The sequence below is a fragment of the uncultured Bradyrhizobium sp. genome (assembly GCF_964252615.1).
GTDB lineage: Bacteria > Pseudomonadota > Alphaproteobacteria > Rhizobiales > Xanthobacteraceae > Bradyrhizobium.
The window spans coordinates 1-24232 of the sequence record NZ_CAXUNQ010000063.1 but is presented as its reverse complement, the minus strand read 5'-3'; the positions used below and the strand labels follow the sequence as shown (position 1 = coordinate 24232).

At 62.8% G+C, this 24232-nt stretch carries 21 protein-coding genes, 1 tRNA gene and 1 pseudogene; 17 read left to right on the top strand and 6 right to left on the bottom strand.

All coding sequences use genetic code 11. From position 1 onward, the window contains the following. The first annotated feature begins 777 nt into the window (after window positions 1–777). Window positions 778–2025 (top strand): GGDEF domain-containing protein, encoded by a 1248-nt coding sequence (locus ACFE72_RS21800; protein ID WP_375415206.1) that lies wholly within the window; start codon window positions 778–780, stop codon window positions 2023–2025. Between the two features lie 222 nt (window positions 2026–2247). Continuing rightward, window positions 2248–2517 (top strand): hypothetical protein, encoded by a 270-nt coding sequence (locus tag ACFE72_RS21795; RefSeq protein WP_375415205.1) that lies wholly within the window; start codon window positions 2248–2250, stop codon window positions 2515–2517. Window positions 2518–2752: 235 nt separating this feature from the next. Here the strand turns inward: ACFE72_RS21795 and rpoH are convergent, their stop codons facing one another. Together rpoH and ACFE72_RS21785 are read right to left on the bottom strand one after the other, a co-directional pair. Next, window positions 2753–3649 carry an RNA polymerase sigma factor RpoH gene (rpoH, locus tag ACFE72_RS21790; RefSeq protein ID WP_375415204.1) on the bottom strand — a complete coding sequence of 299 codons (897 nt, stop codon included), beginning with the start codon at window positions 3647–3649 and terminating at the stop codon, window positions 2753–2755. Window positions 3650–3864: 215 nt separating this feature from the next. Beyond that, the gene (locus ACFE72_RS21785) at window positions 3865–4878 is read right to left on the bottom strand and encodes an RluA family pseudouridine synthase (RefSeq protein ID WP_375415203.1); all 1014 of its coding nucleotides are present in this window, start codon (window positions 4876–4878) and stop codon (window positions 3865–3867) included. A gap of 11 nt (window positions 4879–4889) precedes the next feature. On the opposite strand from ACFE72_RS21785, the gene ACFE72_RS21780 reads away from it, so the two are divergent. The 14 genes from ACFE72_RS21780 to ACFE72_RS21715 all read left to right on the top strand — a co-directional run bounded on the left by ACFE72_RS21780 (window position 4890) and on the right by ACFE72_RS21715 (window position 17632). Continuing rightward, window positions 4890–5222 (top strand): hypothetical protein, encoded by a 333-nt coding sequence (locus ACFE72_RS21780; protein WP_375415202.1) that lies wholly within the window; start codon window positions 4890–4892, stop codon window positions 5220–5222. Between the two features lie 72 nt (window positions 5223–5294). After that, a tRNA-Glu gene (locus ACFE72_RS21775) sits at window positions 5295–5369 on the top strand. 211 nt (window positions 5370–5580) lie between these two features. Continuing rightward, entirely contained in the window at window positions 5581–6015 is a 435-nt protein-coding gene (locus ACFE72_RS21770; RefSeq protein WP_375415201.1) for a DUF1843 domain-containing protein, read from the top strand. Next, on the top strand, window positions 6012–7484 hold the full coding sequence (locus ACFE72_RS21765) for a GDL motif peptide-associated radical SAM/SPASM maturase (protein ID WP_375415200.1): 1473 nt from the start codon (window positions 6012–6014) through the stop codon (window positions 7482–7484). Before ACFE72_RS21770 ends, ACFE72_RS21765 begins: the two co-directional genes overlap by 4 nt. 109 nt (window positions 7485–7593) lie before the next feature. Further along, a complete protein-coding gene (locus ACFE72_RS21760; RefSeq protein ID WP_375415199.1) occupies window positions 7594–8469 on the top strand; it encodes a dihydrodipicolinate synthase family protein in 876 nt (291 codons plus the stop codon). 139 nt (window positions 8470–8608) lie between these two features. Next, window positions 8609–10933, top strand: a complete 2325-nt coding sequence (locus ACFE72_RS21755) for a xanthine dehydrogenase family protein molybdopterin-binding subunit (RefSeq protein ID WP_375415198.1) — start codon at window positions 8609–8611, stop codon at window positions 10931–10933. Between the two features lie 119 nt (window positions 10934–11052). Continuing rightward, complete coding sequence (locus ACFE72_RS21750; protein WP_375415197.1) at window positions 11053–11670, top strand: LemA family protein; 618 nt, start codon at window positions 11053–11055, stop codon at window positions 11668–11670. 25 nt (window positions 11671–11695) lie between these two features. After that, window positions 11696–12565: a TPM domain-containing protein gene (locus ACFE72_RS21745; RefSeq protein ID WP_375415196.1), complete on the top strand. Its 870-nt coding sequence runs from the start codon at window positions 11696–11698 to the stop codon at window positions 12563–12565. Window positions 12566–12568: 3 nt separating this feature from the next. Continuing rightward, window positions 12569–13066 (top strand): TPM domain-containing protein, encoded by a 498-nt coding sequence (locus ACFE72_RS21740; RefSeq protein WP_375415195.1) that lies wholly within the window; start codon window positions 12569–12571, stop codon window positions 13064–13066. A 191-nt stretch (window positions 13067–13257) separates the two neighbouring features. Then, on the top strand, window positions 13258–14250 hold the full coding sequence (locus tag ACFE72_RS21735) for a hypothetical protein (protein WP_375415194.1): 993 nt from the start codon (window positions 13258–13260) through the stop codon (window positions 14248–14250). A 183-nt stretch (window positions 14251–14433) separates the two neighbouring features. Beyond that, window positions 14434–15981 (top strand): hypothetical protein, encoded by a 1548-nt coding sequence (locus tag ACFE72_RS21730; RefSeq protein WP_375415193.1) that lies wholly within the window; start codon window positions 14434–14436, stop codon window positions 15979–15981. A 32-nt stretch (window positions 15982–16013) separates the two neighbouring features. After that, window positions 16014–17318 carry a flavin-dependent oxidoreductase gene (locus ACFE72_RS21725; RefSeq protein ID WP_375415192.1) on the top strand — a complete coding sequence of 435 codons (1305 nt, stop codon included), beginning with the start codon at window positions 16014–16016 and terminating at the stop codon, window positions 17316–17318. Between the two features lie 6 nt (window positions 17319–17324). Then, complete coding sequence (locus ACFE72_RS21720) at window positions 17325–17468, top strand: hypothetical protein (RefSeq protein WP_375415191.1); 144 nt, start codon at window positions 17325–17327, stop codon at window positions 17466–17468. Then, window positions 17465–17632 (top strand): hypothetical protein, encoded by a 168-nt coding sequence (locus tag ACFE72_RS21715; protein WP_375415190.1) that lies wholly within the window; start codon window positions 17465–17467, stop codon window positions 17630–17632. The genes ACFE72_RS21720 and ACFE72_RS21715 overlap by 4 nt, the downstream gene beginning before the upstream one ends. Window positions 17633–17636: 4 nt before the next feature. On the opposite strand, the gene ACFE72_RS21710 is transcribed toward ACFE72_RS21715, so the two are convergent. Both ACFE72_RS21710 and putA read right to left on the bottom strand, forming a co-directional pair. Beyond that, complete coding sequence (locus ACFE72_RS21710) at window positions 17637–18842, bottom strand: CaiB/BaiF CoA transferase family protein (RefSeq protein WP_375415189.1); 1206 nt, start codon at window positions 18840–18842, stop codon at window positions 17637–17639. A gap of 102 nt (window positions 18843–18944) precedes the next feature. Further along, on the bottom strand, window positions 18945–21944 hold the full coding sequence (putA, locus tag ACFE72_RS21705; protein ID WP_375415188.1) for a bifunctional proline dehydrogenase/L-glutamate gamma-semialdehyde dehydrogenase PutA: 3000 nt from the start codon (window positions 21942–21944) through the stop codon (window positions 18945–18947). Between the two features lie 148 nt (window positions 21945–22092). Here putA and ACFE72_RS21700 point away from each other — a divergent pair, with 148 nt between their 5' ends. Then, a complete protein-coding gene (locus ACFE72_RS21700; RefSeq protein ID WP_375415187.1) occupies window positions 22093–22707 on the top strand; it encodes a hypothetical protein in 615 nt (204 codons plus the stop codon). A gap of 130 nt (window positions 22708–22837) precedes the next feature. Here the strand turns inward: ACFE72_RS21700 and ACFE72_RS21695 are convergent, their stop codons facing one another. Further along, window positions 22838–23038, bottom strand: a complete 201-nt coding sequence (locus tag ACFE72_RS21695) for a cold-shock protein (RefSeq protein ID WP_327566300.1) — start codon at window positions 23036–23038, stop codon at window positions 22838–22840. Between the two features lie 301 nt (window positions 23039–23339). Next, window positions 23340–23952: pseudogene (locus ACFE72_RS21690) on the bottom strand (adenylate/guanylate cyclase domain-containing protein); the annotation flags it as partial. Between the last annotated feature and the right edge of the window lie 280 nt (window positions 23953–24232).

Below are 24232 nucleotides of genomic sequence, written 5' to 3'. Positions count from 1 at the left end.
GCTACGTCCACTTAAATCGAACCGGACAGCCGTGGCACAAGGCCGGGCATCCACGTCTTCCTTCCGATGTGGAGCACAGACGTGGATGGCCGGGCTTGACCCGCGTATGACGCGACGTGTGAATCCGGTAGGGTCAAGCCGGGCGATGACGGAGGAGCGGCCACCAAATCAAAACGGCGGGCATCAGGCCCGCCGTTTTTGTTTCGAATGGAGTTGCCCGAGCGGAGCGCGAGGGCTCCGCTCGAGCCTTCCCAAACTACTTCTTCTTGGCTTTCTTCGCTTTCTTGGCCTTCTTCGCCGTCTTCTTCTTCGCTTTCTTAGCCATGGCATCCTCTTACGGTTGATGGATGGAAACGCGACTTCGAGGCTTGCTCGGCGGAGGGCCCTCCTCGCAACATCCTCGGATACCGATCCGAACAGATTCGCGGCGCGATGCCCCGCGATGTCGCATGACGGTTACCGCGTTATCCACAGCTGTTAATGGGGTTTGACGGAATTGCCGCGGCTTCCATCAGTGCGGGGAGCACAGCGACGAAGCGATCCAGTCTTTGCTTGCTTCGCTTCGTCGGAAATGACGGAGGCGCGTCGGTTACGGTTAACGCGCCGGAAATCTGCCGCGCTGTTTATCAATTCAAAACCACACCAAGGATTGCGCGCATCGTGGTGACCAACCGTTAAGCGCTGCGGCCGCATCTTGCGCGACAAAGCGATGGGGATCGTCAATGGGCAGGCTGATCGAGAGCAGGGGAGGCGGGACATGGCTGTCCTGAACCGGCAATGTTGAGCGTTCCGACGCTGTGGCTGGTGTTCGTGGTCAATTTCACCGCGTTGGGCCTGATCTGGGCTTATGTCACGCGCAGCTATCCGAACTTTGCCGCAGCGCCCTTGTGGACCGCATCGGCCTTCATTGCGGCCTTTGGCGCGGCAGTGTCGATGCTGCGCGGTGTCGTGGACTCAATCCTGCCGCTGCTGGCGGGCGGCACCTTGCTGATCCTGGCGGGCTGCCTTGCCGCCACCGGCATCAGGCGGTTTTACGGACAGGAAATGTCATGGCGCCTGACCGCGCTGGTGACCGGCCTGAGCTTTGCCGGCCTGTCGTTCTTCATCGCCGTCGATGACAACATGCCGATGCGGATCTTCATCTATTCGCTGGGCCAGTCGATTCCGATCGCAATGACGCTAAAACTGCTGCTGACGCGGCGCGAGGGCCGGGTCAATCCCGGCGCGCGCCTTGCCGGCATCATTGCCATCCTGATCCTCGCCATCAACGCCATCCGCGGCGGCGGCGCGGTGCTGCACATCGGCGGCGAAGTTTCGATGGTGCGATTCAATGAATTCCAGGCGGCGCTGATCCTGCTCCTGGTGTTCCTGTCGATGGCGTGGAATTTCGGCTTCGTGCTGATGGCGATCGACCGGCTGCGCGCCGAGGTCGCCGACCTCGCGCTGCTCGACGATCTCACCGGCGTCGCCAACCGCCGCCAGTTGCTGCGCCGGCTCGGCGAAGAATGCGCGATCGCGCAACGCACTTCCGATCCGTTCGCCCTCTTGGTGATCGATCTCGACGCCTTCAAGGATATCAACGACAGTCACGGCCACGCCGCCGGCGACGCTTGCCTGCAGCATTTCACTTTGATGGCGCAGACCCGCCTGCGGCCCGGCGATCTGCTGGCGCGCACCGGCGGCGACGAGTTCTGCATCGTGCTGCCGGCGACCACCCTGCGCGAGGGCGCCATGATCGCGCGCCGCGTGCTGGAGGCATGCCGGGAAGATGCCGCCGGCTGCACCGGCGCCGACATACCGATCGCGGCCTCGATCGGGGTCGCGCAATGGACGCGGACGATCGGTACGCATTCCGAGCGCCTGATCGCCGCCGCCGACCATGCGCTGTATCAGGCCAAGAAGGACGGCAAGAACCGCTTTGCAGTGTATGACCACGCGCCGAGGAAACCGGGCACCGAACCCTCGCCGCCGCTGGTGCCGGCGCTGGACGTCGCCGCGATGGCCGAACTGCGCCGAAGTGCCTGACGCGCCGCGCGGCGAGCGGGCAAGCAAAGCGTACCCACCCTCTTGCCGGGTCTCTTCCAATCCCGATGGGTGGGTATCGCGCCAACGCGCCTCGCCGACTTTACGACTCTGCACAACGTTCGACCGTTCCTGTGGCTAGGAACGGCGGCAGCCAGCCGGCGTTCTGTCCCCCACCGACAATGCCGCCGTCATTCACGGCCGTCATTCACGAAAGGGTCTGACATGATTATCAGGATCGCCTGCGCCGCCCTCGCCCTCGCTTTGACCGCGGCGCCTGCCGCCGCCCGGTCGAAAACCGCCGCCTGCTCCGATGACGGCATCGCCAAAGCCGACGCCGCGGTCATGAAGATGGCGGACGGCGACACCAGGACCATGGCGATGCAGGAGATGACGTCTGCCAAGTCGTCGATGTCGCAGAAGGATATGGCCGGCTGCTCGATGCACATGAGCAAGGCCGTGAAGATGACGACGATGAAAGCAAAGAAGACGTAAGACGGGGATCGCTGGTGACGTCGCTGCCCCGCTGCCAGCACAGGCCGGCATAGCGGCGGCATTTGCCGGTATCAGCGCCGAAGGGCTGCTTCAGGGTCCGAGCGGTAAAGGGGCGTCGCTATGCGCGGTGGCTTTGCGCGGATGATCAGGGAATAGTCGGGGACGCTTTACCCAACAAAAAGCCGGCGTTGCCGCCGGCTTGTTGCGTTGCCGTGCTTGCGTTGCCGTGCGCCGCTCAATGCGCATGCATCGTGGCTTCTTCCTGCCGGGCGATGGTGTGCTTGACCGCCGTCTGCACCTTCTCGAAGGCGCGGACTTCGATCTGGCGAACGCGTTCGCGCGAGACGCCAAATTCCGATGCCAAATCTTCCAGCGTCATCGGATATTCCGCCAGCCGCCGCGCCTCGAAGATGCGGCGTTCGCGCGGGTTGAGCACGCCGATGGCGCCGGTCAGCGCTTGCCGACGATGGTCAAACTCCTCGTGCTCGGCCATGATGGCTTCCTGGGTGGGCGCATGATCGACCAACCAGTCCTGCCATTCGCCGGCCTCGCCGTCGTCGCGGATCGGCGCGTTGAGCGAGGCATCGCCGCCGAGTCGGCGGTTCATGTCGACCACGTCCTGTTCCGTGACGCCGAGCCGCTTGGCAATCAGCTTCACCTGGTCGGGATGCAAGTCACCCTCGTCCAGCGCAGAAATCTTGCTCTTGGCCTTGCGCAGGTTGAAGAACAGCTTCTTCTGGTTTGCGGTGGTACCCATCTTCACGAGCGACCACGACCGCAGGATATACTCTTGAATCGACGCCTTGATCCACCACATGGCATAAGTCGCGAGGCGAAATCCCTTGTCGGGCTCGAACCGCTTCACCGCCTGCATCAGGCCGACATTGCCTTCCGAGACAACCTCGGAGATCGGCAAGCCGTAGCCGCGGTAGCCCATGGCAATCTTGGCCACGAGCCGGAGATGGCTGGTGACAAGGTGGTGGGCCGCGTCCCGATCGTCATGTTCGCGCCAGCGCTTGGCGAACATGTATTCCTGCTGCGGTTCCAGCATCGGGAATTTGCGGATTTCAGACAAGTAACGAGACAGGCCGGATTCTCCGTTGAGAACCGGCAAGGTAGCTGTACGGGCCATGGTAGCGCCCTCCAGTGGTTCAGATCCCCGATAGCGGCGGACCTGGCAGGCCGCCGCTTTGTTAAAGCCGGTGACACTGCGATGTTCCGCGTTGGATATTCAACGCAGGTGCAGCATACACCAAACTCATGGCTCGGTGAAAGGATATCGAGGGTCACGTCGTCGTGTGGCTGATATAACCTGTTGGCATGGCATCGCTTTTTCAGAGGCATGCGTCATTCCGCCGCCCGCAGCAGGTGCTGCAAAAGAAACAAATCCTCCGGCAAGCCGATTTCCCAGCTAAGAATTTCCCCGGTTGCCGGGTGTTCCAGGGTCAGGCGGGCTGCGTGCAGGGCCTGCCGTCCCAACGCCGCGAGCGCGGCCCGGGCCTGTGGCCCAAGCGCGCTGGCCTTGGTCTTGAAATGCGGTCCGTAGACGCCGTCGCCCATCAGGGGATGGCCGATATGGGCCAGATGCACCCGGATCTGATGGGTGCGGCCGGTTTCGAGCCGGCAGGCGAGCAGCGAAGCGACCGATTTTCCGTTGCGGCCATTGAAGGTTTCGGTCACCTCCCAATGCGTAATGGCCTCGCGCCCGGGGCCGCGCACGGCCATTTTTTCCCGCGCATGCGGGTGGCGGTCGATCGGCGCCTCGACGGTGCCGCGCTGGCGGCTCATTGCACCCCAGGCGAATGCCATATAGCCGCGCCGCAGCGCGCCGGTACGGCCATGGTCGGCGAATTGCCCGGTCAGCGACTTGTGGGCGCGGTCGTTTTTCGCCGCCACCATCAAGCCGGTGGTGTCCTTGTCGAGCCGGTGCACGATGCCGGGCCGCTTCACGCCGCCGATGCCGGACAGGCTGGCGCCGCAATGGGCGATCAGCGCATTCACCAGGGTGCCGGTCTCATGTCCGGCGGCGGGATGCACCACAAGCCCGCTGGGCTTGTTGATGACGATGATGTCATCATCCTCGTAGATGACGTCCAGGGCGATAGCCTCGCCGGCGGGCTCAGCGGCGACGGCTTCCGGCACGTTGATTGTGATCGTATCACCGGCGGTGACATGATAAGCGGGGTCGCGGATGGGGGTGGTGCCGACTGCAACCTGGCCTGCGAGGATCAGCACCTTCAGCCGCGATCGTGACAGGTCTGGCTGGCGCACCGCGAGCACGCGGTCGAGTCGGACCGATCCCTCGCCGCCGTTGACGATGACCTCCAGCCGTTGCCCATGTTTCGAAGCGCCGTGTTGCAAAGAAGAACCCTATGACCGAAACCGCGATCCCCGAACCCACCTCCGAACAGACCGTGCTCTTCGCGCGGGTACGGCGGATGATGCTGATCGCGGGCCTTACCACGGCGCTGGCGGTCGCGGCGGTGCTGATTGCTATCGGCTACCGCCTTTTCCGCAGCGCCGATAGTGGCGCTGCCACGGATATCACGGCCATGCTGCCGAAAGGCGCCCGCATCGTCTCCACCGGCACCGCCGGCGACCGGCTGGCGGTCACCGTGGATATAGGCGGCGCAATCGAGATCCGTACCTTCGACGCACATACCCTGAAGCCGGCCGGCAAACTCAAATTCGCGAGCGAGCCCTAGGCGAGGCATCATTTCGATGATGCGAAGCTGCCTTGCAGCGCACGAATTTCAAGGCTATTCCCTTTAATCCACGCTCCCTTCGTCTAGCGGTTAGGACGCGGCCCTCTCAAGGCTGAAACAGGGGTTCGATTCCCCTAGGGAGCGCCAGCTTGAATTTTCGAATGCGTCATGCAGCCGCGCTGGAGTATTCGGCGGCATCACCTCCCTTTATCTACTTGACAGTATGCAATCGTCAGGCAGAGTTGTCGCGCGAGTACACGCTTGGCGATTGCCGCCTTGCGATGCCGGTTCGCGCCAGGGCACATTAGCTCTTGCGGCGCAATACGAAGTCTCCATTTCAGCCGTGAAGGAGGGTACGTTGTCCAAGCCGCAACTTTCAGAGAGCACGCCGTGTGGCGCCGCCATTCGCAACGCAATTGTCGCAGGCGATATCGCCGGGATGAAAGCCCTGGTGCCGGAGGTGGAACAATTCATGTCCGACCACGGCAATGTCAGCGCGTCGCTGGAGCTTTTGAAGATCGAGATCGCGCGATTCGAGGCCGAAGGCGGCGGTGTCGCCGCGGGCTCCAAAAGCACCGTAGCGGTGCCGCGAAAGGTCGCGGCCGGCGGCGCCGACAACGCCGGAGCGGGTTCAATACGGCCCTATGGCGTTGCGATCCAACAGGCGGTCCTGTCGGGCGAGCTTGCCAATATGAAAGCCGCGGCGGGTCTGGCCGAGGAGTGGCTGCGAAATCACGGCGACGTCGCCGCGGCGCTGCAGGCCCTGAAGATCGAGATCGCCAAGCGGGAATGATGAAGGCGGACATTCCGGCGAGATTCCCGACGGCCAGGGATTTCAGGGACTACATACCGATCCATGTGGTCTGGGAAGTCACGCTCGCTTGTGATCTGAGATGCCGGCACTGCGGATCCCGCGCGGGAAAGCGGCGGCCGACCGAGCTTGCAACTGCTGAATGCCTTGACGTTGTCGCAGCGCTCGCGCGCCTTGGCACCAGGGAAGTGACCTTGATCGGCGGAGAGGCTTATCTCCGCCGCGACTGGCTTGAAATCATCCGCGCCATCCGCTCGCATGGAATGTATTGCGGGGTGCAGACCGGCGCCAGGAATTTGACCGCGGCGCGCATCGAAGCGGCGGCGTCCGCCGGTCTGAACGGTATCGGAATTTCACTCGACGGCCTCGCTCCGTTGCACGATTCCGTTCGTAATTTGCCGGGCTCTTTCGAGCGCGCCATCTCCGCGCTCGGGCGCGTGCGCGAAGCCGGCCTCGCGGCCAGCGTCAATACCCAGATCGGCGCCGATACGATGCGCGATCTTCCCGGGCTGATGGAGACGATTATTGCGCTCGGGGTCAGCCATTGGCAGCTGCAGCTTACCGTCGCGATGGGCAATGCGGCCGATAATTCCGAACTTCTCCTGCAGCCGCACCAATTGCTTGACTTGATGCCGCTGCTGGCGGGGCTCTATCAGGAAGCTGCGGCGCGGGGACTGCTTATCAGCATGGGCAACAACGTCGGATATTTCGGCCCCTACGAGCATCTCTGGCGCGGATTGGGCGACGAGCGCTTGCACTGGACGGGATGCAGCGCGGGACACACCGGTCTGGCGCTCGAGGCCGATGGGACGGTGAAGGGATGTCCCTCGCTGGCAACCGTCGGATATGCCGGAGGAAACGTGCGGGATCTGACTCTGGACGAAATCTGGCGATCAAGCGAGGTGATGCATCGCACACGCAATGGATCGACAACGGAACTGTGGGGGTTTTGTCAGAGCTGCTATTACGCGGATGTCTGCCGAGGCGGCTGCACATGGACCGCGCATTCGCTGTTCGGCGTAGCGGGCAATAATCCTTATTGTCATTACCGGGCGCTGGAGCTGGAGAAGCAGGGGCTTCGCGAACGCGTTGCCAAAATAAAGGAAGCTCCTGAAAAGTCGTTTGCTGTCGGTGAGTTTGAACTCGTGGTCGAGAAGATCGACGATCCCGGCATTTTCTCCAGGGTCATTTCTCCCGGGAGCAATGCAGGTCGTGGCGAGCGGCCGACAGCGGCGGTTTTGGAAGGGAAAGTGCCGCAGCGGCTCGGTCTTTGCCGTGGCTGTTCATGCTACGTCAACAGCGACGAAATCGTCTGCCCGCATTGCGGTGCCGATGTCAAAACGGCGGCCGCGTTGTATGAACGACAGCGGATACGAAGGGCTGACGCGACTGCGGCGCTGATGGCGGCGCTGCGCGCGGCGGGGGCGCTGGCAATCGAAGCGGAGCGTTGAGGGCTGCATCTACCTTCTGCCGCCAGCGGACTTTCTCCTCAACCGCCATTACACTATAATGCGCCGATGCGACGGCCGAGGCGCTGCCGACTTGAGATCCCTCCCATCCATGCCTGATTTCCACGGCGTCTTTCCCTATCTGGTTTCGCCTGTCGATGCCGCCGGGCAAATCCGCGCCGGCGTGCTCGGCCGGCTGTGCGACGATCTCATCAAGGCCGGGGTTCATGGGCTGACGGCGCTTGGCTCGACCGGCGAGTTCGCCTATTTAAGCCGCGAGCAGCGCACCGCGGTGGTGCGGACCAGCGTCGAAGCCGCTGACCGGCGCGTGCCTGTGGTGGCCGGCGTGGCCTCCACCTCCACAGCGGACGCCGTGGCGCAGGCGAAATTGTACCAGGAACTCGGCGCCGACGGCATCCTTGCGATTCTCGAAGCCTACTTTCCAGTTAACGACGCGCACGTTGAATCCTATTTTCGGGCAATTGCGGACGCGGTCGATGTTCCGGTGGTGATCTACACCAATCCGCAGTTTCAGCGCTCCGATCTCACGCTCGATGTCATCGCAAAGCTTGCCGCTCATCCGCGCATCGTCGCCATCAAGGATGCTTCCACCAACACCGGCCGTTTGCTTTCGATCATGAACCGTTGTGGCGGCGGCCTCGACGTATTCTCGGCTTCCGCGCATATTCCCGCCGCGGTGATGCTGATCGGCGGCGTCGGCTGGATGGCCGGACCAGCCTGCGTCATTCCACGCCAGAGTGTCAGGCTTTACGATCTCTGCAGGGCAGCGCGCTGGGACGAGGCAATGACGCTGCAGCGGCGGCTATGGCGCCTCAACGAGGCGTTCGCGCGTTACAATCTCGCCGCCTGCATCAAGGCCGGACTTGCGGTTCAAGGTTACGACGTCGGCGATCCGGTTGCACCGCAGGCCGCGCTCAGCGCAGATGAGCGCGGGGTGGTTGAGGCGGTATTGCGCGATTTGGGTTGAACAACGAAAGCATCACTATTAGTTCTCGTCGTGGCCGGGCTCGTCCTGGCCATCCACGTCTTGGTGCGCAATTCATTCAAGAAGACGTGGGTGCCCGGCACGAGGCCGGGCGTGACCATCTCTATCGAAGGACAAATTGATGAACATTCTGCCCCGCGACATGCGCTTCGGCGCGGGCCAGCCGATCAAACGTCTTGAAGACCGGTGGCTGTTGACCGGAAAGGGGCAGTTCATCGACGACAGCGCGGCAGACGGCGCGTTGTGGCTCCATGTGCTGCGTTCGCCGCACGCCCATGCGAAGATCATGTCGATCGATACCGGAGCAGCGGCGGCGATGCCCGGCGTTGCGGCCGTTTATAGCGGCGCGGATCTGGTCGCGGACGGCATCGGCACCCTTCCGACGCTGGCGGTTTTCCAGCGGCCGGACGGCTCGCCGATGACGGTGCCGCCGCGACGTCTTCTTGCGCACGAGATCGTGCGCTTCGCGGGTGAGCCGGTCGCCGCCGTGGTGGCGGCATCGCGCGTCGCGGCGCAGACCGCGGCGGAAGCGATCATCATCGAATATGAAGTGCTGCCGTCCGTTGTCGATCCCGTTGCGGCAATCAAACCCGGCGCACCGGTGGTCTGGCCCGATGCGCCGGACAACATCGTCGCTGCGATGAGCTACGGCGACGCCGCTGCAGTGGAAGCCGCCTTCGCCAAGGCCGCGCATCTGGTTTCGCTTGATCTGGTCAGCCAACGGCTGGTTCCCTCGGCGATGGAACCGCGCAGTACTATTGCCGAAATCGACAAGTCCGGCCGGCTGATCCTGCATGTGCAATCGCAGACGCCAGGCTCGAGCCGCGACGTCCTGGCCGAAGCGGTGCTGAAACGGCCAAGGGAAAGCGTCCGGATTCTCGTCGGCGATATCGGCGGCGGTTTTGGACAGAAGACCAACCTCTACCCGGAAGACGGTATGGTCGCTTATGCCGCGATAAAACTCGGGCGCAAGGTGCGCTGGCGCGGCGATCGCTCGGAGGAATTCGTCGGTGGCACCCACGGCCGCGATCTCACATCGACCGGAGAGTTCGCACTCGATGCCGCCGGCCGCGTGCTGGCCTATCGCGTTCGCTCGATCGGCGGTACTGGCGCCTACATGAGCGGCGCTGCCAATATCATCCCGCTGGTGCTCGGTCCGTTCGTGCAGAGCGGTGTCTACGATTTGCCGCTGGTGCACTACGAGGCTAAAACGGTGATGACCAACACAGCACCGGTCGGCGCCTATCGCGGCGCGGGTCGTCCGGAAGGCGTGTTCATCGTCGAGCGCCTGATGGACGCCGCGGCCCGGCAGATGGGAATGGACCCTCGCGCCATCCGCAAGGTGAATTACATCAAGCCGGCGCAGCTTCCCTACACCAATGCGGTCGGTCAGATCTACGACAGCGGTGCGTTCGCGCACGTGTTGGATCGCGCCTCGAAACTTTCGGACTGGGACGGCTTTGCCGCGCGCAAGAAAGCGGCGAAGAAGAAGGGCCTGCTCTACGGCCGCGGCCTGACCAGCTACATCGAATGGACCGGCGGGCGCGCACACACAGAAAAGGTCAGCCTGCACGCTACAGCCGAGGGGCGTATCGTGCTGTATTCCGGCACCCAGGCGATGGGGCAGGGGCTGCAGACCACCTATTCTCAGATGCTGGCGGAGTCGCTCGGCGTCGCCATAGAACAGATCGACATCGTGCAGGGCGACACCGATCTGGCCACCGGCTTCGGCAGCGTCGGGTCGCGCTCGTTGTTCGTCGGCGGCACCGCGCTTGCGGTGTCCAGCAAGGATCTGGTGGCGAAGGCGCGTGAAAAAGCGTCGCACCTGCTGGAAGCGTCGGTTGAAGATATCGAATACAACGGCGGCTGGCTTACCGTGGTTGGCACCGACCGGCGCGTCGGCCTGTTCGAGATTGCGGCCAGGCAAACAGGCGCGCGCCTTACCGTCGATAGCGAAGGCGAAGTCGACGGCCCGAGCTGGCCGAACGGCACGCATATCTGCGAGGTCGAGATCGACCCGGAAACCGGGGTAACGCGCGTGGTGAAGTACATGACGGTCGACGATGTCGGCGTCGCCATGAATCCGATGCTGGTGGCCGGACAGGTCCATGGCGGTGTCGCGCAAGGCATCGGACAGGCATTATACGAAGGGGTGTCCTACGATTCCGAAGGCCAATTGCTGACCGCGAGCTATCAGGATTACTGCATTCCACGCGCCGATGATATTCCCCCAATCGAGGTGACACTCGATGCTTCGGCTCCGTGCCGCACCAATCCACTGGGCGCCAAGGGTTGCGGCGAGTCCGGCGCCATCGGCGGTCCGCCCTGCGTCACCAACGGGGTGATGGACGCCTTGAGCGATCTTGGCATCAAGACCCTGAACACGCCGCTGTCGCCGTTAAAAGTCTGGCAGGCGATCAGGGACGCGAAGGCGGCGGGAAAGTAGCAGATGCAACGTCATTGCGAGCGAAGCGCAGCTCCAGTCCTTGCGTGTTGCTTTCTGGATTGCTTCGCTTGCAAGGACTATGTGCTAGACTGCAGTCAACCAATAAGGAGGAGATATTCATGCGTAAATTGTGGACGGTGCTGGCAGCGCTGGCGACGTTGAGCCTGACCAATTGCGGATATAACGCGATCCAGAACCAGGATGAGCAGGTCAAGTCCGGTTGGTCCGAAGTCGTGAACCAGTACCAGCGCCGCGCCGACCTCGTGCCCAACCTGGTCAATTCGGTGAAGGGCTTTGCGCAGCAGGAAAAAGACGTGCTGCTTGGGGTCACCAACGCCCGCGCCAAGGTCGGCAGCATCCAGGCGACGCCGGACGTGCTCAACGATCCCGCCGCGTTCCAGAAATTCCAGGCCGCCCAGGGCGAGCTTTCCAGCGCGCTGTCGCGATTGCTGGTAGTCACTGAAAATTACCCGCAGCTCAAATCCGACGCGCTGTTCCGCGATCTGATGTCGCAACTTGAAGGCACCGAGAACCGCATCACGGTGGCGCGCAACCGCTACATCAAGGCGGTGCAGGACTACAATGTTACGGTCCGCTCGTTCCCCAACAACCTGACGGCGATGATGTTCGGTTACAAGGAGAAACCGAACTTTTCGGTCGAGAACGAGAAGGAAATCTCCACCGCGCCGAAGGTCGATTTCAACCCGGCTCCGGCGACGCCCGCTCCGGCGAAATAGTCTCGGCAACCGCAAAAGGCTCCCGATGAACGCTGCAAGAACCTCCATTCTTGCGCTGATACTGTGCTGGGCGTTCGCCGCAATGGCGAACGTCGCGGTGCCGCCGCTGACCGGCCGCGTGGTTGACAAGACCGCGACGCTGAGCAGTAGCGATGTCGCTTCGCTCGATCAAACGCTGAAAGCGTTTGAAGCGCGAAAAGGCAGCCAGCTCGCGGTGCTGATCGTGCCGACCACGCAGCCCGAGGCCATCGAGCAATATTCGCTGCGTGTTGCGGAAACCTGGAAGATCGGGCGCAAGAAGATCGACGATGGCGCCATTCTCGTCGTTGCCAAGGACGATCGCAAGCTGCGGATCGAGGTCGGCTACGGCCTTGAGGGCGCGCTTACCGATGTCACCGCAAGGCGTATCATCGACGAGGTCATCACGCCGAAGTTCCGCGGCGGCGATTTCGCCGGCGGCATTTCCGCCGGTGTCGACCGCATCATCCGCATCGTCGATGGTGAGCCCTTGCCGGTTCCTGCGCAGCCACGGCAGGATACCGGCCTTCTCAGCCAACTCGATCCGTTCAATCCGTTTCTGATCGTCGCGGTGATCGTGGTCGGAGGAATTTTGCGCGGCATACTGGGCCGGCTGTTCGGATCGCTCGCGACCGGCGGCCTGGTCGCCGTTTTGTTCTGGTTTATCGCAGCGTCGCTGGCATTGTCGGTCATCAGCGGCATCATTGCGTTCTTCGTCACGATGTTCAGCGATGCGATGACCTCGTCTGGCGGTGCCGGCAGAGGCGGCGGCTGGATAAGCGGAGGTGGCGGATATTCCGGCGCCGGTTCGAGCGGTGGGGGCTTCAGCGGCGGCGGCGGCAGTTTCGGCGGCGGCGGCGCCTCGGGGAGTTGGTAGGGCATGGGCATCAAGCGCATCGGCAGACATCTTCTGGCCAACCGCTCGCGGGTCCGCAAAGCTTTTCCGCCACGGTCCTTGGCGGCCATCGAGCGCGCCATCAAGGCCAGCGAGGCGGCCCATGCCGGCCAAATCCGCTTCGTCGTCGAAGGCGCGCTGGACGGCGCGCCGCTGCTGCGCAATCAACAAGCCCGCGCGCGCGCGTTGGATGTTTTTTCGCATTTACGCATTTGGGACACCGAGCATAATAACGGCGTGCTGATCTATCTCCTGCTGGCGGACCGCGACGTGGAAATTCTCGCCGATCGCGGCATAGACGCGGTGGTTAGCGTTGAAGAATGGCAGACCGTCTGCGCTATGATGGAGGTCGAGTTCGGCAAGGGTAATTTCGAGCGCGGCGTTCTGAAAGGCATCGAGGCGGTGACCCGGCATCTGATCAAGCATTTTCCGAAACACGGCGGCGGCAGGAACGAACTGCCGGATGCACCGGTCGTGATATGACGCCGTCATCGCAGGCAGGTCGATCCCGTCGACGGATCGCGGTCTGAAGTCGAGGCCTGCTTCCTGATTTTCCAAACTGAGGCGAAAACGGGCCGGAGGATACCCTAAAATATCCGTATTTCGGGCCGCAGTAACGAATTCGCAAGCAATAAAAGTTACCAAATGGTCAACCTTTGCTGGAGAATTGGGACGTGAGCGAACAAGAGCCTGAGCGGATCAGCGATAACCTCGGCGACGTCGTCGGCGGCTCTACAGCCGCCTCCACTTCATCGGACCCGGCAGCGGGCGCACCCGTGCCTGGAACGGCAAACGATTCCATAAACGTCGAATCGGAGAAGCCGTCGCCCGAGATGGTTAACGCCGAGGCGCCGAAAGACGTGTCAGAAACTGACGCGAAGACCGAAGCAAAATCGGACTCGCCGAAATCGCCCGGCCAGATCCTGATCATGCCGCGCGATCAGGCATGGCATGGTGGCGGCGCCGATCCGGCTTCCGAATCCGCAGGCGTGAAGCCCGGCATCTTCGGCGGGCGCAGGGTAGGCGCGCTCGTGGCCATCATCGCTCTCGCGGCGGCGGCCGGCGCCATTGGTGGCGCGCTCGCGACCACGGGTTTTGGGCATGTCGCTGGCGACCGCACGAAGGTGGCAAATAACCGCGCGCTGGAAGATACGATCGCGCGCATCGACACCGAGGTCGCAGCGCTCCGGACCAGTTTCGAGCAAGCCTCCAAACATAACGCCTCGCAGATCAGCAAGACCAGCGATCGCCTCGATAAGGTCGAGAAGGGGCAGGCCGAGCCGGCCGCGAAACTGGCCAGGCTCAGCGATACCGTGGAGAAGCTGCGTACGGCATCGGCCGCCGCGCCGGCTGCCGCCTCAGCGGTTGCGCCGGTTGCCGCCGCCATCCCTGCTGCGCCGAAGGAAACCACCGGGTCGGTCCAAACCGCCAACGCTGCGCCGGTGCCATTACCCCCGCCGAAGCCGGAGGTAGCGAGGCTACCGACGGTCGAAGGCTGGGTGCTGCGCGATGTCAGCAATGGCAGCGCTCTGATCGAAGGGCGGCAGGGCGTGTTCGAAGTGTATGCGGGCGACCCGATTCCCGGTCTCGGCCGCATCGACGCCATCCGCAAGCAGGACGGCCGCTGGGTGGTCGTCACCAGCCGGGGCCTGATCGTCGCGCGCTGAACGACGATTGCAGTCTGTGGCGCCCTTGACGTTCCTTGGCGCGAATTGCTCGAAACTCCGGATTGCGGGTTCGCTCGCGTGAGCGCGCGCCGGCAATGACGGTTTCTTGAGTAAGCTCCGCGCGACAGCCCGCTCGCTTTTCGGCTAATTTCCCCGCGCCGTCCGATACAAAAAGGGGCACGCGTGCGATTCATCGTCTCTCTTTTGACTGTTCTGCTGGTGCCGGGTTTCGCGCAGACCGCGGCGCTGGAGCGCGGGACTGCGATCACCGATCCCGTTGTCCTGCGCGAACTCGACGGCGGAAGCTTCGGCCTGGGCCGCATGATGGAGCCCTTGGGATCGGTCGACCGGCCTCTGACCAACGACGGTTTGTTCACCTTGCCGTCGATGGCGCCGGTTCGCAAGGCGATCGACGACGAGTTCGATCGATATCTCGCCCGACATAAAGCCAATCGCGTCAACGAAACCATCGGCGTCGGTCCATCGTTCGACTTTCAGCTGTTCGATCGCGCGATGCTGGTTTCCCGCGACACGCGCTTTGTGCTGTCCGGTATCGTCAATCGGATGGACCGCGCCTACGTTTCGCCGGAAAGCTGCGGCGAGGTCAGACTGATCTATCGACTGACGCGCATTACGCCGGCAGAGTCGGGCGAAGGGGCCGTTTCGCCGCGGCTGCCGATGACCTTGAATATTGTGCTCAAGGCCAGAGGCGACCGTCGACTGGACGCAAGCGGCGCGCCAATTACTTGTTCCGAACTCGCCCGGCGATGGCTGGCCACCGTCGACCTGCCGATCACCGGCGCGGATCTCGCGACCAGGCTGACATCGAAGGACGGGCCGCTGGATCCGATCGAGCCTGAAAATATCGACCGCATCGAAACCAATCTTCAGATCGCATACGCGCCTAAATCGGCGACCCGCGGTTTCCGCACCGATTATCTGTTGAAGCTGTTCCGCTATAACGTGCAAACAAGACTGTTTGAGGAAGCGGTGCTGGAGAACCAGATCGATCGTAACAAGATACTGGCCGACGCCGGCCTCAAGCGCGAATTCAGGGCCTGGTTACTTGAGCCCAAAAATTTCGGCGATCTGGACCGCGGCACCATTTTGATCCCGGAAAAATTTCTAGCCACCGGCGCCATCGCCGCGACTCCGGCTGGATTTTCACCGTCGAACTTGCAGCCTGCGTTTGGTTTTGTGCAGGCTGACGGCTATGGCAACGAGGTGTTCGGGGAAAGCGAGGTCGTCGCGGCGTTGAAGAAAGCGGGGGAGCAGGGCGCCGCATTCGAAAACATACGTTCGGTGGCGGGTTTTGAGCGAAGGCTGAACGACATCACCTGCGCGGGTTGTCATCAGACCCGCGGCGTCGGCGGCTTTCATTTTCCCGGCGTCGATTGGGTGGCGGCAAAGCCCTCCAACTCATCGGTCGTGCCGGCCTCGCCGCATTTCTTCGGCGACCAGATACGCCGCCGCGATATTCTCGCCGCGTTGCGTAACGGCGCGATGCCGGATTACTCCCGCGGATTCTCCGACCGACCGCAATTGCGCGGCAGTACCGAACTCGCCGGCACGGAATATGCCGATGGCTGGGGCGCGCATTGTTATCAGCAGAAGCTCAATCGCGCAGACAATGATGCAAGTTTCAGGTCATGGAGCTGCGCGGAGGGACTTGCCTGTCAGCCTGCCGGCAATGCCACGCGCATGGGGATGTGCTTCGTCAAGCATCGCTGAAACAGGGCGAAGCGGAGCGGCGCCCTCCGAGATTGACAGTAGTCTCACTGATCGTGTTTCATCGCGGCAATTGCCTGCAGAGCGAGCCGGGAGAGAACATGGACGACGTCATCATCGTCGGAGCCGGCGTCGGCGGGTTGACCCTCGGGCTCGCCCTGCAGGCGGCCGGAATTCCCTGCCGTATTTTTGAATCCGCCGCGGAAATCAAGCCGATCGGCGTCGGCATCAACCTGCTGCCGCATGCGACCAAGGAACTTGCTTCTCTCGGCTTGGAGCGGGCGCTGGCGCAAACCGCGGTCGCGACCGGGGATGCGACGTTTTTCAACCGCTTTGGCCAGTTGATCTATCAGGAGCCGCTGGGGCGCGCGGCGGGCTACGATCATCCGCAGTTTTCGATTCATCGCGGCGATCTGCAGATGGTGTTGCTTGACGCCTTCGTGGCGCGCGCCGGCCACGATCGCCTGATCAGAAACCATCACTGCATTGCCGTCGAGCAGGATGACAATGGCGTCAGCGTGCGTTTCTGCGAGGGACCAAATGGCGCCCCTCACACGGCAGTGCGCGGCCACATCGTGATCGCCTGCGACGGCATCCACTCCGCGATCCGTAAGCAGTTCTATCCGGACGAGGGCGAACCACGCTATTCCGGCGTCAACATGTGGCGCGGCGTGACGCGGTGGAAACCGATATTGTCCGGCGCCAGCATGGTGCGGGCGGGATGGCTTTCACATGGCAAGATGGTGATCTATCCGATCCGCCACGCCGATGCCGACGGATTGCAACTCATCAATTGGGTCGCGGAAATCGAAACCCCGGTGCATCGCAAGCGCGACTGGACCCGTCCGGGTTCGATCGACGATTTTGTTCCGGCGTTCGCGGATTGGCATTTCGACTGGCTCGATGTGCCGGCCTTCATCCGCGCCGCCGACAGCGTGCTGGAATTTCCAATGGTGGACCAGGATCCGCTGCCGCGCTGGAGTTTCGGACGGGTGACCTTGCTCGGCGATGCCGCGCATCCGATGGTGCCGCGCGGCTCCAATGGAGCAGGGCAGGCTATTCTCGATGCGAGTGCATTGACCGTCGCGCTCAAGGCAAACGACAATCCAGCTGCGGCGCTTGCGTCCTACCAGAAGCAGCGCCTTGAAGCCACTACGCGTATCGTGCTGACCAATCGCACCAATCCGCCGGACGCAATCCTGCGCGAAGTGTTTCAGCGCACCAAGGACCGGCCGTTCGCCGTGATCGATGATGTAATAAGCCGTGACGAACTGCTGGCCTTGTCCGAAGGCTATAAGCGGATCGCCGGTTATTCGAAGGACGCCTTGCGGACCGGATAAAGCGGCATGCGGCTGACCCGACGTCAAAGCGGGCAACGAGGGGTCGGCTGGCCTGCGGCGCGCGTGTGCTTGACCGAACCGCGCTGGAAATCCACCGGGATTGAGCGTATGAATTGGTTCGAGCCGGTCATCGTCGAGCAGATCAAGTGAGCGACTCCGAAAGCGAGAACAAACAGCGCGATAAAGCAATTGCCCGGAACGAGGCGCAGCGGGAAGCCGTCAGTTCGCTGCGCGTCAGCTCATGGGCGATCGGTGCTGCGTTAATTGCCGGCCTCGTCGTGTTCGCCATCGTCTGGGTTTGGCTGCGCCGCTGACGGCTCACGCAACGGTCCCGGCCACCCGCAGTTGCCTGATCGACGCATCATCGTACCCCGCCTCGCGAAGAATCTCGTCGCTGTGCTCGCCGAGCTCGGGGGGATGACGCGGCTGTTTCTTGCGGGCGCCATCGACCCAGATCGGGCTGTTGACGGTCAGCATGCCGTCGCCTTCGAACGGCACGAGTACGTCGTTGTCCAGCATCTGCCGATCGGCCGGAATATCGTCCAATATCCCGACCACGCCGAACACCAGCCCATTGCCGTCGAGGATTTTGCGCCATTCCGCGAGGTCTTTGCCGGCAAAAATCTCGTCGAATATCCGGATCAGTTCGAGCGATCTTGCGTGGCGGCCGGACTTGGTCGCAAACCGCGGGTCGGTGACAAATTCCTCGTGGCCGAGGCAGCGCGCCAGCGTCGGCCACTGCCGTTCCTCATTCAGCAGCGACAGTATGATCCAGCGGCCATCCCGGCATTTGTAATGATTTGTGACGGCGTTCAATGCCCGTTCGCGCGGCCGCCGTTCCTGGAATGCCGCGCCGCATAATTTGGCCTGGGCGAGTACGCCACTGGCCCAGATGCCATTGGCCATCAGGTTCGAACTGACATGGGAACCTTTGCCGGTGCGTTCGCGCCGGTAAAGCGCGGTGACGATGGCGCCGTACAACGCCATTGCGCAGGGGTGGTCGCCCATGCCGGCGACGGATCGCGCCGGCGTGGTGTCGAGATCGGCGCGCACCAGATCCATCAGCCCGGAGCGGGCCCAATAGGCGTTGCTGTCGAAGCCGGGCTTGTTGGCTTCGTCCCCCTTTTCACCGTAGCCGGTGAAGGAGGCGTAGATCAGCCGGTCGTTAAGAGGGCTAAGCTCTTCATAGGTGATGCCGAGCCGCTGCCGCACCGTCGGCGGGAAATTGGTGATGAAGACGTCGGCGCCGGCCACGAGGCGGCGCAGCACCTGTTGTCCTTCCGGGTTGCCGAGGTCGAGGGCCAGGCTCTTCTTGTTGCGCGATTCCAGCATCCACGCGTAATTGTGCGGGCTGGCGGGATAGCCGGACAGGTTCGGCAAGTTCCGGTACGGATCGCCCGATCCGGGCGGCTCGATCTTGATCACGTCGGCGCCGAAATCGGACAGCACCGTAGCAGCCGCGGGGGCAGCGATGAAGCTCGCGCAGTCCAGAACCCTTAGGCCTTCGAAGATGCCGCTATCCATGATCGCTCCCGTCGAACTTCTTGGTTTTCCGCAGCGCCATTTGATCGATGTCATCGGAGGATGCAACGGGGAAGGAGGATGACGCGCGACACATTCCCGCGGTCAATCGCTCTCCGCCATCAGCGCTGCGTTGCCGCCGGCCGCCGCGGTGTTGACGGTCACGGTCTGCTCGATCGCGAACCGGGCGAGGTAGTGCGGGCCGCCGGCCTTGGGACCGGTGCCCGATAATCCGTGACCGCCGAACGGCTGCACCCCGACGACGGCGCCGATCATGTTGCGGTTGACATAGACGTTGCCGATCTGCAGCCGCTCGATCACATTGTCGATGGTATCGTCGATCCGCGAATGAATCCCGAGCGTCAGCCCGTAGCCGCTATGCTCGATCGATTGCAGCACGCGATCCAAATGGTCGGCGCGATAGCGCACCACGTGCAGGATCGGGCCGAACACTTCCCCGGTCAGTTGGCCGGCTTCGGACAGTTCGAAAATGTGAGGAGCGACGTAGTTGCCGCCGGGTGAGGTGCCGGCGAAATGCAGACGGGATGCTTGCTTCATGCGCGCGATGTGCGCCTCCAGCCGCCGTCTTGCTTCGGCGTCGATCACCGGGCCGATATGTGTGGCTGGATCGCTGGGGTCGCCGACCTTCAATTCACGGGCAGCGCCCACGATAACCTCGATCGTGCGGTCGGCGACCTCATCCTGTATGAACAGCAGGCGCAGCGCCGAGCAGCGCTGGCCGGCCGAGCGGAATGCCGACATCACCACGTCGTCGGCGACCTGTTCGGGCAATGCTGTAGCATCGACGATCATGGCATTGATGCCGCCGGTTTCCGCGATCAGCGGCACGATTGGGCCATCCTTTGCGGCGAGGGCTTGGTTGATCGACCGCGCCACTTTGGTGGAGCCGGTGAAGACCACCCCGGCGATATCGCGATGCTCGACCAGTGCTGCTCCGATGGTCCCGTCGCCAGGCACGAGATGCAGTGCCGACGCCGGGACGCCGGCCTCGTGCAGCAGGCGAACCGCCTCCGCTGCGATCAGCGGGGTCTGTTCTGCCGGCTTGGCGACCACGGTATTGCCGGCCATCAATGCCGCAGCGATCTGGCCGACGAAAATCGCCAGCGGAAAATTCCAAGGCGAGATTGCGATGATGACACCGCGGCCGCGCAGCCGTAGCAGATTGTTCTCGCCGGTCGGGCCCGGCATGACCTGCCCGGCGCCGAAAATCTTGCGGCCCTCCGCGGCGTAATAGCGGCAGAAGTCCACCGCCTCGCGGACTTCCGACAGCGAATCGTCGAGCGTCCGGCCGCCCTCACGCTGCAACCGTGCGATGAAATGCGCGCTTCGCTGCTCCAGCAAATCGGCGGCCCGCTCCAGGATCTGCGCGCGGGTTTTCGCGGGCGTTCGATCCCAGCTTTTGAAGCCCGTGCGCGCCGACGCGACCGCATCGCTCGCGGTCTCCGTAACAGCACCCGTGACGTCACCGAGATACCGGCTGCTCGCTGCAACGGTTGAAACCAGGGCATTCAGCGCGGCGCGGTCGCCAAATTCGATGCCTCGGGAGTTTAGGCGTTGCGGCTGATAGAGGTCGCGGGGCAAGGGAATTTTTGGATGCCGTGCGTTGTCGGCGACGCCGATGATTTCGGCCGGCCGCCGCAGCAGCGTTTCAATCGGAACGGCGTCGTCGGCGGCGACGGCCACGAACGACGAATTGGCGCCGTTCTCCAGCAAGCGGCGCACGAGATAGGCCAACAGGTCGCGGTGGCTGCCGACCGGCGCGTAAGTTCGCCATGCCAGTTCGGGATGATCTTCTCCAAGCTGTGCATAGAGTGTCTCGCCCATGCCGTGCAGGCGCTGGAACTCGAAGTCGCCGGCCCCGCCCGCAAGTTCCAGAACGGTTGCAACCGTCAGCGCGTTGTGGGTCGCGAATTGCGGGAAGATGCGCGGGCGCAGGTCGAGCAGTTTCCGTGCGCAGGCGATGTAGTTCAGATCGGTCATCGCCTTACGGGTGAATACGGGGTAGCCGTCAAGGCCGCGCTCCTGCGCGCGCTTGATTTCGGTGTCCCAATAGGCGCCCTTCACGAGGCGTACCATCATGCGCCGGTTGATCCCGCGCGCGAGGTCATCGACGTAATCGATCACGGCCTCGGCGCGTTTTTGGTATGCCTGGATCGCAAGCCCGAATCCGTCCCAGCCTGCCAGCGACGCTTCGCTGAAGGCGGCTGCGATGATGTCGAGCGACAATTCCAGCCGGTCGGCCTCCTCGGCATCCACGGTGAAGTTCAGATCATAAGATTTTGCCCGACGCGCAAGCTCGATCAACTGCGGAACCAGTTCCGCCATTACGCGTGAGCGGCTTACGGCCTCGAATCGAGGATGCAGCGCCGACAGCTTTACCGAAATGCCCGGCCGGTCAGGCAAAGCCCGGTGACCGGCGGCTTTGCCGATTGCATCGATCGCACTGACGTAGGATTTGAAATAGCGTTTCGCATCCTCGGCGGTACGCGCGCCTTCACCGAGCATGTCGAAGGAGTAACGCGGAATCCGGGCCGAATGCGGCCGCGCGCGTTCGAGGGCGGCCTCGATGGTTTCGCCGAGCACGAAGTGGCTGCCCATCAGGCGCATCGCCTGACGGGTGGCGGCGCGGATCGCCGGAACCCCGATGCGCTTCGTTAAGCGTCCAATGGTACCGTTTGGCGTTTCGCCGGGCTGAATGACGCGCGCGGACATCCCAAGCGCCCATGCCGACGCATTGACCAGGAAGGCGCTGGACTTCGTCTCGTGATGCATGAAGTCGCCCTGGCCGAGCTTGTCCTCGATGAATTGATCGGCGGTCCGCGCATCCGGCACGCGCAGCAGTGCCTCGGCCAGCACCATCAGCGCCAGGCCTTCCTTGGTGGAGAGCGCGAACTCGCGCAGCATGTCTTCGACTCCGCCGAGCCGGTCGTCGGTGGCGCGAATGGCCCCGACCAAACGCATCGCCGTCCGGTCGATCCGCGCGTCCTGATCGGGCCTGAGCGGCGGCGTCGCGAGAAGGCGAGCGGCAAGGAAGCTGTCGTCGGGCGCGTAGAGCGCCTGGAATTGCGCAATGGATGTTTCCATGAAGACCCTCAAGTTCCCGTGTTTTACCATGCCGGCGGCCTTGGAATCACAAAACCGCTGCGATAGTTTCCGCCGGTTTCCAGCGCTGGGTTACTCGATGAAAATGGTGGATAAATGGGGCCGGCCTGTCTGCAATCTGACAGGCAGCATGCGCGCATTCGTGTGGACCGCCGCCTTCACGGTCCTGCTGTCCGGTCGGCCCGCTGTTGCGGTCGAATTGAGTGCCCCGGTCGCAGCGTTATACAGCACCGTGTCGATTTATCCGCCTTCGGCGAAATCCATGACGGTTTGCTACGGCTTCGTTTGCCGGCGGCGCGAGATCCTTGACTTCACGCCGGCCGACCGCAGCGCGCTGACGCAGATTCTCGCGGCCGGCAAGTCGTCGGCCGCGGCCGAACGGACGGCGGTGCAAAAGGCGGTGGTATGGTTCGATCGTCGCATGGGGCCGGTGATCGGCACCAACAAGCGTGTCGCGAAGGCGGACTTCCGCTATTTCGACGACAAGCATAATTACGATTGCTGGGACACCACCCGCAACACCACCAGCCTGCTGTTGGTGCTGCAGGAGTGGGGCCTGCTCAAGTATCACGCGGTGGGCGACCCGCATTATCGCGGCAATACGCTGGTGTTGCAGACGCCGCACAACACCGCGGTACTCGTCGAGCGTGCGAGCCGGGTCGAGTGGGTGGTGGACATGTGGCCGCGTGGCTATCTGGAATTGCCCGACGTCATGCCAGTCGAAAAGTGGGTCAAGGAAGACTGATTGCCCCATGCGCAACCCGGGCAAGAGCGATGCCGCTCTTGCCGTTGTGCTCGATCTCTAAGGGGTGTTCCGGAAAACTAAACCCCGGGGTCGCGTCCGAGGGCCTGTTTTTCCACGATCTCCGTCAGCGTTACACCTTGAGGTGTTCAGCCGAGGTCTTGCCGCGGTTGGCGACTTCCTCGTATTCCACCGTCTGTCCTTCATTGAGCGTTGAAAGACCGGCCTTCTCGACGGCCGAAATATGAACGAACACGTCCTTGCCGCCATTGCTGGGCTGGATGAATCCGAAACCCTTGGTCGGGTTAAACCATTTCACAGTACCTTTAGCCATCACGTCGTCTCCGCAGGATTAAAAACAATCACGATCGGTCGGTCCCTGGAAACCGGCTTATCCGACGGGCGCACGATACGCGGGTTGGGCCAAGCTTGATAGCTTAAAACAACGTCCGGAAAAGGGGAATCGGCGTGTACGGTGGTCGGACCGCACTTTTTGGCTGTTTCAAGGTCATTTGGCGCGGCGGAATGCTGCAAGTGTATCCGTGGTTACAATTTTATTGAAATGCGGACGGCGCGCCGCCGCGCACAGCGAAGGCACCGCCTGTGGTTGCCGCCTGCCGCGACGACGATGCCGGTCACGCGGCGATCACATTCAAGCCCTCGACCAGCGCCGACAGACGCGTGGCGCCGGCGACGGCGCGCACCATCATCGGCTCGGCGCGTCCGCGGATTTCGACGTCGTGGGGAGGCAGTGCGTCGGCCGGCAACCCCGCGGTCCTGCGCACCTCGTCGGAGACGATAACCTCGCAGGCTCTTGGTCATGTCCTGCAATCGCGCCGCGACGTTGACCGCATCGCCGAGTGCCGTGAATACCATGTGGTTGCGATAGCCGATGTCGCCGATGATTACCTCGCCGCCGTGGATGCCGATGCCGAAGCAGATCGGCTCGCGCAGATCGTGCGCAAGAAAATGATTCAGTTCGGCGACGTTGGCGGCAATGACAGCCGCCGCCTGGAGCCCCTGGCGGCACGCCGTTTGCGGATCGGCGCTTAGCCCGAACAGCGCCAGTTGTCCGTCGCCCACGAACTGGTTGGGCTGGCCGCCGCATTCGATCACCGCCTGCGACACCGCGCTCAGGAAACGGTTGACGATAAAGACGGTGTCGAATGGCAGCCGCTTCTCGGCGAGCCTGGTCGAGCCGCGCATGTCCACGAACATGCTGACGAGATATCGTTCCTCGCCGATACGCGTGACGCTTCGTGTCCAGCTTGCGCGACAAGGCATCCGCGTCGTGGTTCTGCACAGCTTATTCAAGCTTATGCCAAGGCACGTGCTTCAACAAACTGTGCAATACGCTATTCTGGTGCAGCATGGCGTGGGTTGCTTTCCGTGTCTCGATTGTCGGCAAAACGTCAAAACACAGAAGAATCCATGCCATGCGCTACGTCCACTCAAATCGAACCGGACAGCCGTGGGTCAAGCCCGGCAATGACGGCGAGATGTGTGCGTATGGTAGGTCAAGCCCGGC

What these genes read in the sequence shown, in the direction of transcription:
- ACFE72_RS21800 (WP_375415206.1), top strand. Translation starts at nt 778, where the DNA reads ATGTTGAGCGTTCCGACGCTGTGGCTGGTGTTCGTGGTCAATTTCACC.
- ACFE72_RS21795 (WP_375415205.1), top strand. Translation starts at nt 2,248, where the DNA reads ATGATTATCAGGATCGCCTGCGCCGCCCTCGCCCTCGCTTTGACCGCG.
- rpoH (WP_375415204.1), bottom strand. Translation starts at nt 3,649, where the DNA reads ATGGCCCGTACAGCTACCTTGCCGGTTCTCAACGGAGAATCCGGCCTG.
- ACFE72_RS21780 (WP_375415202.1), top strand. Translation starts at nt 4,890, where the DNA reads ATGACCGAAACCGCGATCCCCGAACCCACCTCCGAACAGACCGTGCTC.
- ACFE72_RS21765 (WP_375415200.1), top strand. Translation starts at nt 6,012, where the DNA reads ATGATGAAGGCGGACATTCCGGCGAGATTCCCGACGGCCAGGGATTTC.
- ACFE72_RS21760 (WP_375415199.1), top strand. Translation starts at nt 7,594, where the DNA reads ATGCCTGATTTCCACGGCGTCTTTCCCTATCTGGTTTCGCCTGTCGAT.
- ACFE72_RS21755 (WP_375415198.1), top strand. Translation starts at nt 8,609, where the DNA reads ATGAACATTCTGCCCCGCGACATGCGCTTCGGCGCGGGCCAGCCGATC.
- ACFE72_RS21750 (WP_375415197.1), top strand. Translation starts at nt 11,053, where the DNA reads ATGCGTAAATTGTGGACGGTGCTGGCAGCGCTGGCGACGTTGAGCCTG.
- ACFE72_RS21745 (WP_375415196.1), top strand. Translation starts at nt 11,696, where the DNA reads ATGAACGCTGCAAGAACCTCCATTCTTGCGCTGATACTGTGCTGGGCG.
- ACFE72_RS21740 (WP_375415195.1), top strand. Translation starts at nt 12,569, where the DNA reads ATGGGCATCAAGCGCATCGGCAGACATCTTCTGGCCAACCGCTCGCGG.
- ACFE72_RS21720 (WP_375415191.1), top strand. Translation starts at nt 17,325, where the DNA reads ATGCGGCTGACCCGACGTCAAAGCGGGCAACGAGGGGTCGGCTGGCCT.
- ACFE72_RS21710 (WP_375415189.1), bottom strand. Translation starts at nt 18,842, where the DNA reads ATGGATAGCGGCATCTTCGAAGGCCTAAGGGTTCTGGACTGCGCGAGC.
- putA (WP_375415188.1), bottom strand. Translation starts at nt 21,944, where the DNA reads ATGGAAACATCCATTGCGCAATTCCAGGCGCTCTACGCGCCCGACGAC.
- ACFE72_RS21700 (WP_375415187.1), top strand. Translation starts at nt 22,093, where the DNA reads ATGCGCGCATTCGTGTGGACCGCCGCCTTCACGGTCCTGCTGTCCGGT.
- ACFE72_RS21695 (WP_327566300.1), bottom strand. Translation starts at nt 23,038, where the DNA reads ATGGCTAAAGGTACTGTGAAATGGTTTAACCCGACCAAGGGTTTCGGA.